At 56.9% G+C, this 12,176-nt stretch carries 13 protein-coding genes; 8 read left to right on the forward strand and 5 right to left on the reverse strand.

Annotated features, from left to right (window positions below):
• The first annotated feature begins 47 nt into the window (after positions 1-47).
• Positions 48-197 (forward strand): hypothetical protein, encoded by a 150-nt coding sequence (locus B9Z35_RS12995; RefSeq protein ID WP_158268144.1) that lies wholly within the window; start codon positions 48-50, stop codon positions 195-197.
• 177 nt (positions 198-374) lie between these two features.
• Here B9Z35_RS12995 and B9Z35_RS10965 read toward each other — a convergent pair whose 3' ends face one another.
• Positions 375-746: a surface-adhesin E family protein gene (locus B9Z35_RS10965; RefSeq protein WP_108283735.1), complete on the reverse strand. Its 372-nt coding sequence runs from the start codon at positions 744-746 to the stop codon at positions 375-377.
• 70 nt (positions 747-816) lie between these two features.
• Positions 817-1,902: a fatty acid desaturase gene (locus tag B9Z35_RS10970; protein WP_108283736.1), complete on the reverse strand. Its 1,086-nt coding sequence runs from the start codon at positions 1,900-1,902 to the stop codon at positions 817-819.
• 238 nt (positions 1,903-2,140) lie between these two features.
• On the opposite strand from B9Z35_RS10970, the gene pyk reads away from it, so the two are divergent.
• The 3 genes from pyk to B9Z35_RS10985 all read left to right on the forward strand — a co-directional run bounded on the left by pyk (position 2,141) and on the right by B9Z35_RS10985 (position 5,667).
• Positions 2,141-3,574, forward strand: coding sequence for a pyruvate kinase (pyk, locus tag B9Z35_RS10975; RefSeq protein WP_108283737.1), 1,434 nt, complete (start codon positions 2,141-2,143; stop codon positions 3,572-3,574).
• 119 nt (positions 3,575-3,693) lie between these two features.
• A complete protein-coding gene (gene fba / locus B9Z35_RS10980; RefSeq protein ID WP_108283738.1) occupies positions 3,694-4,758 on the forward strand; it encodes a class II fructose-bisphosphate aldolase in 1,065 nt (354 codons plus the stop codon).
• 3 nt (positions 4,759-4,761) lie between these two features.
• Positions 4,762-5,667, forward strand: coding sequence for a phosphoribosylaminoimidazolesuccinocarboxamide synthase (locus B9Z35_RS10985; protein WP_108283739.1), 906 nt, complete (start codon positions 4,762-4,764; stop codon positions 5,665-5,667).
• Positions 5,668-5,671: 4 nt separating this feature from the next.
• Here the strand turns inward: B9Z35_RS10985 and trxA are convergent, their stop codons facing one another.
• A complete protein-coding gene (gene trxA / locus B9Z35_RS10990) occupies positions 5,672-6,628 on the reverse strand; it encodes a thioredoxin (RefSeq protein WP_108283740.1) in 957 nt (318 codons plus the stop codon).
• Between the two features lie 46 nt (positions 6,629-6,674).
• On the opposite strand from trxA, the gene purE reads away from it, so the two are divergent.
• The 4 genes from purE to B9Z35_RS11010 are packed head-to-tail and all read left to right on the forward strand — an operon-like array spanning position 6,675 to position 10,359.
• A complete protein-coding gene (gene purE / locus B9Z35_RS10995) occupies positions 6,675-7,166 on the forward strand; it encodes a 5-(carboxyamino)imidazole ribonucleotide mutase (RefSeq protein WP_108283741.1) in 492 nt (163 codons plus the stop codon).
• The gene (locus B9Z35_RS11000) at positions 7,163-8,335 is read left to right on the forward strand and encodes a 5-(carboxyamino)imidazole ribonucleotide synthase (protein ID WP_108283742.1); all 1,173 of its coding nucleotides are present in this window, start codon (positions 7,163-7,165) and stop codon (positions 8,333-8,335) included. The genes purE and B9Z35_RS11000 overlap by 4 nt, the downstream gene beginning before the upstream one ends.
• Positions 8,336-8,385: 50 nt before the next feature.
• Entirely contained in the window at positions 8,386-9,408 is a 1,023-nt protein-coding gene (locus tag B9Z35_RS11005) for an L-threonylcarbamoyladenylate synthase (protein WP_108283743.1), read from the forward strand.
• Positions 9,409-9,438: 30 nt separating this feature from the next.
• Entirely contained in the window at positions 9,439-10,359 is a 921-nt protein-coding gene (locus B9Z35_RS11010; RefSeq protein WP_146178988.1) for a hypothetical protein, read from the forward strand.
• On the opposite strand, the gene B9Z35_RS11015 is transcribed toward B9Z35_RS11010, so the two are convergent.
• Together B9Z35_RS11015 and dacB are read right to left on the reverse strand one after the other, a co-directional pair.
• Positions 10,356-10,631 carry a SemiSWEET transporter gene (locus B9Z35_RS11015; protein WP_108283745.1) on the reverse strand — a complete coding sequence of 92 codons (276 nt, stop codon included), beginning with the start codon at positions 10,629-10,631 and terminating at the stop codon, positions 10,356-10,358. The two genes, B9Z35_RS11010 and B9Z35_RS11015, sit on opposite strands and share 4 nt — an antisense overlap.
• Positions 10,632-10,646: 15 nt before the next feature.
• The gene (gene dacB, locus B9Z35_RS11020; protein ID WP_108283746.1) at positions 10,647-12,173 is read right to left on the reverse strand and encodes a D-alanyl-D-alanine carboxypeptidase/D-alanyl-D-alanine-endopeptidase; all 1,527 of its coding nucleotides are present in this window, start codon (positions 12,171-12,173) and stop codon (positions 10,647-10,649) included.
• Positions 12,174-12,176: the final 3 nt, after the last annotated feature.

Here is a 12,176-nt window from a genome sequence, read left to right on the forward strand (position 1 = left end):
TCATAATTAGAGTTCAACTCAACGAACAATCAAGTAACACGGGCATCATGGCCCGTGTTTTCATTTGTGGTGTTGAAGATGCGATTCATATTCAATTTTGTTTCCGCTGGGCTTGTACTTTTTCCGCTCACGATCTGGGCTCAAACGTTGCAACCATATCCAATTGGTTCGCCTATGAACTGCGTGACTTTGCCTAATCATGTGGCAATTCAAGACTGTCAGGTGCAGCAAAAAGCACAAGGGCAAGAGTGGGAGAAGCAAATGAAAGAGCGCTATGCGCCGCTACCCCCCCGATTGAACAGCGTAGAAACCAAACCGCTTATGAATTGCTACAAACGCGAATCAACGGGCGAACAGGTTTGCGCTCATTAGCCTCACCAAGCACACGCAAACGAAAATAACTGTCGGCTCATGCTGTCTTGGCTGATGGGTCGCCAGCCCTCGGGCACGGGCAGGGCTTTGATGGCGGGGCCGTTGCCCATTTTGTTGGGGTGGCTGCTGGCGCTGAGGGTTTTGTATTTGCCTTCGGTGCAGTCGTAGTCAATGTGGGACTTGACCGATTGTTGGCCAGTGGCGTCGGGTGCATTCAGGTCGTACACCACCCACACGCGGCGGTTGTAGCCCATTTTTTGGATGGACATGGAGTCGATGTAGACAGTAGCCACTTCGTTGCGCGTGACCGTCACCCACATGGCCTGAGCGGCGGCACATGCGAGCAAGAGCAAAAGTAAAACAAGGCGTTTCATGGGTGTGAAGCGTACAAGAAAAAGCCCCGCAAATTCGTGTGAACTTGCGGGGCTTTGAAAGGTTAAAAACTTAAGCGGCTTTCATAGCGCGAGGGCTGGTGACCTTGCCGTCATACGTGGTCCAGCTGTCGGTCTTGAAGTCATACAGCTTGCAGTCGCGAGCGGTTTGCACATACCAGCTCCAAGAGAAAGGCTGAACGATGATGCGTTCTGGCAGCAACTCTTCGAGTTTGCTTTGCGCTTGCTTGAGCTTGTACAGAGGGATGCTCATGTCCAAGTGGTGAGCGGTGTGCTCCATGATGTGGTGCATCAGCGAGCCGATGTTGAATGGGAAGGTCAAGTGCACAGTGGTGGACACAAAAGGCGAAGCCTTTGACCAACCTGTGCGCTCTTCGTGCCAAGACACGTCCACATGGGTGTGGTGCACGTACACCACGAACCCAATCATGGTCACCCAGAAGAAGAAGGGCACAGCCACACCCATCAACAAGATGTAGCCAATGGTTTGTTCAGTGGCAATCGCTGCCCACACCATGGCAGCCATCCAAGCCGCGCCAAAGGCGGTGATGAGCAAGCAGTCTTTGATGAAGATGGGACGGCGTGTAGGCATGTTCTTTTCGTTGGGGAACACCATCTTGTTCCACCAGATTTCGATCATGTAGTACAGGCCAGGTGCCCAGCCGCTGCGGTAGATGCGGTCTTTGAGTTTGGCACCTGTGCTCAAGGCTGCGTACTCTTCGGGGGTGTAAGGGGCCCAGACGAAGTCAAAGTTTTTGAGGTTGGTGTAGCCGTGGTGCACCACGTTGTGGCCGATGTCCCACAAGCTGTAGGCGGTCAACGAAGGCAAGAAAGCGATGCGGCCCAACCACTTGTTGAGGTTGCGGTGCGGTGTGAGGCTTTGGTGGCAAGCGTCGTGGCCGATGATGAACAGACGGCCAATCACGAAGCCAGCAGCGCAGCCGCTCAGGAGCTTGGCCCACCAAGCGTCGAAATACACGGTGCCAGCCATCAGGGCGGCCCACAGAACGTAGTCAACGACGAGCATCACGATGGCGAGCACGGTGGTGCGCTCAGCCAAAGGGATCAACCACTCGCGCATGACTTTGCGGTGTGGCATGGGTTCGCCGGGGAGGATAGGTTGGATATGTGTGGTCATAGAAAATGAATCTTAGGTGGTCGGTGCAGATGTGCACTGATTTGCATCAATTACTTCCCCGATTATCGTCGCATACGCATAAAAAGTGGGTGTTTACCCGTTGCTGAGCCAAGGCCATAGGTCATAAAAGAGACATAAAGAATTCGTTTGCTAGCGTCGGTGCGTTGAAAACCAACGAAAACTTCCCCATTAAGCGTGTCAGAATCAAACAAACAAAAAACCAACAGGAGACATCAATATGGCCCGTCACGCCACCAAAATCGTTGCCACTTTAGGCCCCGCTTCCAGCGACCCCGCATTGCTAGAGGCCATGATCCGCGCTGGCGTGAATGTGGTGCGACTGAATTTCAGCCACGGCAAAGCCCAAGACCATATTGACCGCGCTCGACTCGTGCGCGAGGCCGCCGCCCGTGCAGGCCGCGAAGTGGCCATCATGGCCGACTTGCAAGGGCCAAAAATCCGAGTTGGCAAGTTTGTCGATGGCAAGGTCATGCTCGAGAACGGCGCGAAGTTTGTGCTTGATGCCTCACGCACCGAGCCCGGTGATTTGCAAGGCGTGGGCTTGGACTACAAAGAGCTGCCCCGCGATGTGAAGCCTGGCGACTTGCTGTTGCTCAACGACGGTTTGATTGTGTTGACCGTCGAAGCCGTGCGCGGTGAGCAAGTGCACACCACCGTCAAGGTGGGTGGCGAGTTGTCCAACAACAAAGGCATCAACAAACAAGGTGGCGGCTTGACAGCACCAGCCCTGACGGGCAAAGACATGGAAGACATCAAAACCGCGATGAGCTTCCAAGCGGATTACCTCGCAGTGAGCTTCCCCAAAAACGCGACCGACATGGAAATGGCGCGCCAACTGGCCAACGTGGCTGGCGCTGAGTACAAACACAAGCCGGGCTTGATTGCCAAGATTGAACGCGCCGAGGCCATCCCGCTGCTCGACGAAATTTTGCGTGCCAGCGACGGCATCATGGTGGCGCGTGGCGACTTGGCCGTGGAAGTGGGCAACGCTGCTGTGCCCGCGCTGCAAAAACGCATGATCAAGCTGGCGCGTCAGCACGACAAAGTGGTGATCACCGCGACGCAAATGATGGAAAGCATGATCACCAACCCCGTGCCCACACGCGCCGAAGTGAGTGACGTGGCCAATGCCGTGATTGACGGCACAGATGCCGTGATGCTCAGCGCCGAAACGGCGGCAGGCAAGTACCCGCTGGAAACCGTGCAAGAAATGTCCAAAATTTGCGAGGCTGCCGAAGCCGCTGAAGATGTGGAACTGGACGCCGATTTCAAAGGCCAAACCTTCAACCGCATTGACCAAACCATTGCGATGGGCGCTTTATTTACCGCGCACCACTTGGGCGCCAAAGCCATCGTGGCCTTGACCGAGTCTGGCTCCACCGCGCTGTGGATGAGCCGTCATCGCATTCACATCCCCATCTACGCCGTGACCACCAAAGTGGCGTCGCAACGCCGCATGGCCTTGTTCCGCAACGTGCGCCCCTTGTTGATGGACACCAGCGCTGACCGCGATACGGCCCTAGCCCAAGCAGAAGCGCATCTAAAGTTGCGCGGCATTGTGGATGCGGGCGATGTGTACGCCATCACCTGTGGCGACCCGATGGGTACGCCAGGCGGCACGAACATGCTGCGCATTTGCGAAGTCCGTTAAGCACGCTTTCCGCATAGATGCACAGCTGGCGCGCTCTAGCGCCTGTCAGCTGGGTGCGATGCTGCGGCCTTTAAAATTGGCAGCAGTTACATCAGTTTTTAATTTTTGAGGATTTCCCCATGGCACTCGTATCAATGCGCGAACTTCTGGACCACGCTGCAGAGCACGGTTACGGCATTCCAGCTTTCAACGTCAATAACTTGGAGCAAGTGCAAGCCGTGATGATGGCTGCTGACGCTGTGGGCGCGCCTGTGATCTTGCAAGCCAGTGCTGGCGCACGCAAATACGCGGGTGAGCCGTTCATCAAGCATTTGATCCAAGCCGCCACCGAAGCCTACCCACACATTCCTTTGGTCATGCACCAAGACCACGGCACATCGCCCAAGATTTGCCAAGGCGCGATTGACCTTGGCTTTGGCTCCGTCATGATGGACGGCTCATTGATGGAAGACGGCAAAACGCCTTCTAGCTTTGAGTACAACGTGCAAGTCACCCAACAAGTGGTGGCCATGGCGCACAAAGTGGGCGTGTCTGTTGAAGGTGAATTGGGTTGCTTGGGCAATTTGGAAACTGGCGAAGCCGGTGAAGAAGACGGCATTGGCGCCGTAGGCAAACTCGACCACAGCCAAATGTTGACCGACCCAGAAGAAGCCGCGCAGTTTGTCAAAGCCACGCAGCTCGATGCGTTGGCCATTGCCATCGGTACCAGCCACGGCGCATACAAGTTCACACGCGAGCCCACCGGCGACATCTTGGCCATCAGCCGCGTCAAAGAAATTCACGCGCGCATTCCCAACACCCACTTGGTCATGCACGGCTCTAGTAGCGTGCCGCAAGACCTGTTGGCCATCATCAACCAATACGGCGGCAAGATGAAAACGACGTTTGGCGTGCCCGTGTCTGAAATTCAAGAAGCCATCAAGCACGGCGTGCGCAAGGTCAACATTGACACCGACATCCGTTTGGCCATGACAGCTGCGGCTCGCAAGTTCATGTTTGAGAACCCAGAAAAATTCGACGCCCGCGAATGGCTCAAGCCTGCCCGCGAAGCTGCGATGAACATTTGCAAACAACGCTATTTGGAATTCGGTTGCGAAGGCCAAGGTGCAAAGGTCAAGGGCGACAGCCTCTCTGTAGTGGCTGCCAAGTACGCCAAGGGCGAACTCGCTCAGTTGGTGAAGTAATACATGACAGCTCTGCACACCTCTGCGCTCACTTCTTTGCCTTTGCTCGCACGCGGCAAAGTGCGCGACAACTATGCCGTGGGCGACGACCGCATCTTGATGGTGGCCTCAGACCGCATCAGCGCGTTTGACGTCATCATGGGCGAAGCCATTCCGGGCAAGGGCGAGTTGCTCACCCAGATGGCTTTGTTTTGGTTCAAGAAACTCGGTCATATTTGCCCCAACCACTTGACGGGTGAAGCGCCTGAGAGCGTGGTGAGTGCGGACGAAGTGGGTCAGGTCATTGGTCGCTCGATGTTGGTTAAACGCTTGAAGCCCATCCCTGTGGAAGCAGTGGTGCGCGGCTACTTGGCAGGCAGCGGCTGGCAGGAATACCAAGAGAACCAAGCGGTGTGCGGCGTCAAGCTGCCCAAAGGTTTGAAGAACGCCAGCAAATTGCCAGAGCCCATCTTCACACCAGCCGCCAAAGCGGCCGTGGGTGACCACGACGAGAACATCACTTACGAACAAGTGGTGGAGATGATTGGCAGTGGCTTGGCCGAGAAGATCAAAACCGTCAGCATCGCCTTGTACGAAACCGCGCGTGATGTGGCTGCAGCCAAGGGCATCATCATTGCCGACACGAAGTTTGAGTTTGGTTTGGATGCCAACAACGACTTGGTCTTGATGGACGAGGTGCTCACACCTGATTCTTCACGCTACTGGCCAGCGGATAGCTACGCGCAAAGCTTCAAAGAAGGCGTGAACCCACCGAGCTACGACAAGCAGTTCTTGCGCGATTGGCTGGAGACAGCCCAAGTGCAAGGTAAGCCTTGGAGCAAATCACCGCCTGCGCCGCATTTGCCGCAAGAGGTGATTGCCCAAACCGCCGCCAAGTACCAAGAGGCTTGGGATCGGTTGAAGGACTGAAACCTCAGTTCAGCGCCATGCTGAGCTTGCGGCGGTAGCGAGAGATCAACTCCAACACGGGGTCTTCTTGCACCGCAGCTTTGCCGGTTAACTCGATGCCGCCTGCGGATTTGCCGAAGGCGGCATCGTCCGTTTTGGGCTTGGGAGGTGTCATCAGCTCCAAGATGGACACATAGGTCTTGCGCGCCACGTCGTTGTTCCACGTCTTGTCGCGCATGATGATTTCCAGCAACTCGTCCATCGCGGCTTCAAACAATTCGGCGGCTATCAGCACGCGGGCTTTGGCCAAGCGGGTGTCGAAGTCGCGTTTGTTTTGGGCGATGGCGGCTTCGAACTGCTCAAAGGTCCACTCGGCGCGTGGGTCAGTGGACACAAACACCAAGGCTTGCAGCCAGTAGTTGAGCGCATCAAAGCGCAGTTGCAGTGGGATTTCGGTCAGCTTAGGTGCCAGTGCTGCTTGCGCTTCTTCTAGCTCGCCCACCGAAATCAACAACTTGACCAAGTTGTAACGGGTTTCGTCGTCAGCGGTGTTGAGGCTCAAAGCCTCTTGCAGCTTGGCGATGGCGGCTTGTGCATCTCCCGCGTTGATGAGTTGCTCGGCCTCTTGGGCATCGGCCTGTGCAGCCACTTCGTTGTCGGATGGCAAATGCTTGTCTAAGAATTCGCGCACCTTGCCTTCTGGCAACGCACCCATGAAGCCGTCCACAGGGCGACCGTCCATGAGCAAGATGCAGGTGGGTAGGCTCTTCACGCCAAACGCACCGGCCAGCTGTTGCTCGGTGTCAGCGTTGATTTTGACCAGCTTAAAGCGGCCTTGGTAGTCAGCTTCTAGCTTTTCGAGGACGGGGCCGAGTGATTTACACGGGGCGCACCAGTCGGCCCAGAAGTCCACCAGCACAGGGGTGGTTTGTGAGGCGCCAATCACATCGGCCTCGAAATTTTCCATCGTCACATCAATCATGGGGGTCCCGTCTTAAAATTCGTTTTTGCTCACACACAGCCACATCATGACCCAGTGCCAAGTCGGTGTCGTCATGGGTTCCAATTCCGATTGGGACACCATGCAACATGCAGCCCAGATTCTCCAAGAATTTGGCGTCTCTTTTGAAACCCGCGTCGTTTCAGCCCACCGCATGCCCGATGACATGTTTGCCTACGCTGAAAGCTCGCAAGGCCGTGGCCTGCGCGCCATCATCGCAGGTGCGGGCGGTGCAGCCCACTTACCCGGCATGATTGCTGCCAAAACCATCGTGCCCGTGCTGGGAGTGCCGGTGGCGAGCAAGCATTTACAAGGTGTGGACTCTTTGCACAGCATTGTGCAAATGCCCAAAGGGATTCCGGTGGCTACCTTCGCTATTGGCAATGCGGGTGCTGCCAACGCAGCTTTGTTTGCGGTGGCTTTGCTGGCATCGACCGATGCCGTTTTGGCCGAGAAGCTGCAGGCCTTCCGTGTGGCGCAAACCGAAGTGGCGCGCAACATGACTTTGCCTCCCGTATGAGTCAAACGCTAAAGCCTTTGCTGCCCGGCTCCACCTTGGGCGTGTTGGGCGGTGGTCAGTTGGGTCGTATGTGGGCGCATGTGGCGCAGCGCATGGGCTACAACACCGCGGTGCTAGACCCCGATGCGCATAGCCCCGCAGGCTTGGTGAGCCATCACCACATCCACACCGATTACTTAGACCTCGCAGGCTTGAAGCAACTTGCCACTGTGTGCCAAGCGGTAACCACCGAGTTTGAGAACGTGCCCGCCGACGCGCTGGCGCAACTCGCAGCCACGCTGCCTGTGTCACCTGCCGCATCTGCCGTGGCCGTGGCGCAAGACCGTGCGCGCGAGAAAGCCCATTTTGTGAAATGTGGCGTGCCTGTGGCTCCGCATGCGGTGATTGACACGGCAGAGCAACTCGCCGCCGTGAACGACCACTTGCTGCCCGGCATTTTGAAAACCTCTCGCATGGGCTACGACGGCAAAGGCCAGTTGCGCGTGACTACGCGTGACGAGCTCAACGCCGGTTGGGCCAAGCTTGGAAGCGTGCCTTGTGTGCTCGAAAAAATGTTGCCCTTGGCTAGCGAATGCTCGGTCATCGTGGCGCGTGGCCGCGATGGCGAGATGGTGAACTTGCCCGTGCAACGCAACTTGCACCGTGATGGCATCTTGGCCGTGACCGAGGTGTTTGCTGGCAACGTGCCTGAAGCCTTGGCCAACCAAGCCATCACCGCCGCAAAAGCTGTGGCGCAAGAGCTGAACTATGTGGGCGTGTTGTGCGTGGAGTTTTTTGTGTTGGCTGATGGTTCGTTAGTCGTCAACGAAATTGCCCCTCGCCCGCACAACAGCGGCCACTACAGCCAAGACGCTTGCGATGTGTCGCAGTTTGAACTGCAAGTGCGCACCATGGCCGATTTGCCTTTGACGCAGCCGCGTTTGCACAGCCCCGCGGTCATGCTGAATTTGTTGGGTGATTTGTGGTTTGCAAATGCGAATGCTGAGCAAGTCGAGCCCGCATGGCAACAAGTGCTGGCGCTACCCGGCACACATTTGCATCTGTACGGCAAACGCGAAGCGCGCGTGGGCCGCAAGATGGGCCACCTCAACGTCACCGCGGCTACGCCAGAAGCCGCAAGTGTTGTGGCTTTGCAAGCGGCTGCTATTCTGGGTATCGCGCCGTTTTAACGGCGTCATACCGATTGCACCAACGTATCAAACGACGACGTACTTGCCCCATGATTCTTGACGGTCAGTCTCCTCAATCCATCGCTGTTGCTGCACAAGCTTTGCAGCGCGGTGAGCTGTTGGGTTTGCCGACCGAAACCGTCTACGGCTTGGCCGCAGACGCAGGCAACGACGCCGCAGTCGCCAAAATCTTTGAAGCCAAAGGTCGCCCTGCTAATCACCCGCTCATCGTGCATGTGGCCAGCGCGCAAGGCGTGCAACGCTTTGCCAGCCATGTACCGGACTTTGCGAAAAAGCTCATTGATGCGTTTTGGCCCGGCCCTTTGACGCTCATCTTGCCGCGTCGACCCGAGGTGGCAGCTGTGGCCGCAGGCGGACAAAACTCGGCGGGCTTGCGTTGCCCCTCACACCCAGTGGCGCTAGCTGTGTTGAAAAGCGCTGAAGCTTTGGGCGTGTTTGGCGTGGCTGCACCCAGCGCCAATTTGTTTGGCCGCGTCAGCCCCACCACCGCCGAGCATGTGGCTGGAGAGTTCGGCGAAGGCTTGCTCATCCTCGATGGCGGTGCGTGCGATGTAGGCATTGAGTCCACCATCGTTGACTGCACACGTGCTGCACCTGTGTTGTTACGCCCTGGTGTGCTGACGCCTCAGCAACTGAGCGATGCGTGTGGTGTGACGGTCATCACACCCAACGAGCCTGATGCCAATGCGCCTCGTGCCTCAGGCACTTTGGAGTCGCATTACGCGCCAGCTGCCAAGGTGCAGCTGATGACCGCAGCAGGATTGCAAAAAGCCATCGACGCGTATTCAAGTGCAAACGCGATGAGTCATACCGTAGGCACAGTTGCGGTGTGGTCGCGTAGCCAAGTTCAAGTGCCAATCGCCAGTGCTGCCGCGTTCATATGCGAAGCCATGCCGCAACTGGCGGCCGAGTGCGCGCACCAGTTGTTTGCCCAACTTCGCAGCTTCGATGCCCAAGGTGTAGCCCATATTTGGGTCGAAGCGCCACCCCAATTGCCGGAATGGGAGGGCGTACAAGACCGCTTAACGCGTGCTTCTGCGCCAACTCGTTAAACTAACGTGGTACTCAAAAGAGAGCCTGTGATGAAATCAATGTTTAGTCGTCTGTTTAAAGTTGTATGCACTGTTGCACTGGGTGCAGCTCTCTTTGCTTGCGGGTCTAGCAAAACGGTCGATCCCTTCACGCCTAACCGCGTGATTGGATTGGGCGATGCTTACAACGATGTGGGCTTGTCGCCAGGTGCGGCATTTACGGTAACTGGTACATCGACGGTGCAAACGGTGGTGGAGCAAGTGGCCGCTTTGTTTGGCGTGGGCTCCGCGGGCACTGCGATTCGCACACCCCGTGCAAGCCTTCCAGCAACAGGCGTTTTCAGTTATGCCATGGGTGATTCGCTGATCAGTGGTACGGGTGCTGCGGACGCATCATTGACCGAACAAGTGGATCGTGTGTTGGCAGACGTAGGCACCTTCACTGATAAAGATTTGATAATCATCACTGCAGGTACGCGTGACATCAAAGGGAATTTGGATGCTGTGACAACCGTAGCAGCACTCACTGGGCAAGTACGCAGATTGCTGGATGCCAATGCAAAACATGTGTTAATCATGCAGCCTTTGGATATTGCCTATACGCCATTCGGTCGTGCAGCTGGCACATACGCCGGCAAAACAGTGACTTTTGTTAACGAAGAATTGACGCAGCTTCAAGCGCTGGTTCGAGGTGGTGGTTACGCTAAAAATCCAGTGATTTTTACAAATGCCACAGGACTTTCTTCCAACTTCAACACCTACACCTACACGACACCCTACGGTCAGTTCACGACCAGCACTCAAGTTCCATATTGTTCAAGTCCAACAACCTTAACCGGTTGCGCTATGGCTTCGGGTGATGACACGACAGTTGCAACCACGCTGTTTGCCGACAACTTAAATTTAACGCCCGTAGGCAATCAATGGGTGGCGAGTTTTCTTTACAACGCCACGGCCAGCGGCTGGCGTTAATCAGCGGCTGATGCCTTGCGCCCAAAGCGCAAGCGCATCGCCAAAATACTGGCTGCCAACACCAGCGTAATCACGTTGGCAATCACCACAGGCCAGGCTTCGATTAGCAAGCCGTAGGCCAGCCACAGTGCAATACCCAGCGTGAACGCGCTGTACATCCCCAAAGAAATGCCGCTCACGTCGCGCGTCTTGAAGGTCAACCACGCTTGCGGCACAAAGCTCGCGGTGGTCAGGCTGGCAGCGGCGTAGCCGATCCATTCGGTGTAGTTCATTCGGGTCTTTCTGAATTAGGGCTGCTTGCCCGCCCAGTCAATCATCGCATCTAGCGCTGGGCGCGCTGCATTGGCATTGGCGTGGTGCAGGATGGCCACCACCACAAGTCGTTTGCCACTGGCTGTGTCCACAAACCCAGCTATGCCCGCTACATCCCGCAAGCTACCGGTTTTCAAATGCGCACTGGCTTGTGCTTTGCTGCGTTTCATCGTGCCGTCTAGGCCGGTGACTGGCAACGAGCTCATCAGCTCAGACATGTTGGGTGAGGTCCACGCCACTTGCAGTAAACGCGCCAAGGCTTGCGCACTGATGCGCTCTTCGCGGCTCAGGCCCGAGCCGTTGTCAAAGGTGGGCACTTCGCCGCCCACGCGTTCGCGCCACCAGCGTTGCATCACATCACGCGAGGCGTCAAAGCTGCCTACGCCGCGTTGTTGTTGGCTGAGCGTGAGGAACACATGTTGCGCCATCACGTTGTTGCTGTACTTGTTGATGTCGCGAATGGTCTCGGCCAAGGTGGCGGATTCGACGTTGAAGATGGGCTGCAAGTTGGCGGGAATGCTGCCATCGCGCACTTGCCCGCTGAGCTGGCCACCGAGTTGCTGCCACATACCGGCAATGGCGCGTGCGGCAAATTGCTGAGGTGCGGCATAGGCGATCGGCCACATTTTTTCGCCACACACAGCGGGGTAGTTGCCGGCAAAGCGGATGCGTGTGGCATCGCTCCAATCGGCGCGTAAGGCGCTGCGGTAGTCGCTGCAGTCGCCGTTGCTCAATGGCACGGTGGCTGGGAATTGCACGCCTGCCAGTGGCGGTTCGATTTGCACACGCGCTACATTGGCGGCGCGGTCGGGTACAAACTGAATGAGCAGCGATTTGAAGTTGAGCAGCAGCGCATCGGGTGCGGCGTTGTAGGGGCGAAGCGGTTCGCCGTCAAAGCTGGCGGCGTCACGAGCGGGCACATCAAACGCGCTGCGGTCGAGCACGATGTCGCCTTGAATTTTTTGAATGCCCAAGCCTTGGATGCGGCGCATCAGCAGCCACAAACGCTCCACCACCAAGCGTGGGTCGCCGCTGCCCTTGATGTAGACATTGCCCTGCAACACGCCGTCGCGCACAGAGCCGTCCACGTACACGGGCGTGCGCCACACAAAGGCGGGGCCAAGGGTGTCGAGTGCGGCGGTGGTGGTGGCTAGCTTCATCAGCGAAGCAGGGTTCACGCGCTCTTGGGCTTGGTGGCTTAGGCGCGGTGTGCTGCCCGTGTGTGTGTCGATCACCATCACATGGAAGTTGTCGCTGGGCACTTTGGCGCGTTGCAGCGCGGCTTGCACTTCGGGCGGCAGTTGGCCAATGTTGCCATCTGTGTGTTTGGGGGGTTCGCTACGCACGGCTTTTGAACTGGGTGCTGCGTGCGCCGTTAGAGCTGTGGCGCACATCACGGCGACCATGAACGCATAGGCCAAAGGTGAGCGCACAAAGTGCCATCGCGCAGGATGGATGCGGGGTGTGAGCGTGTGCAAAGTGGGCATGTGCGTGCAGGTCATGGG

This window comes from Limnohabitans sp. Jir61, assembly GCF_003063545.1.
GTDB lineage: Bacteria > Pseudomonadota > Gammaproteobacteria > Burkholderiales > Burkholderiaceae_C > Limnohabitans.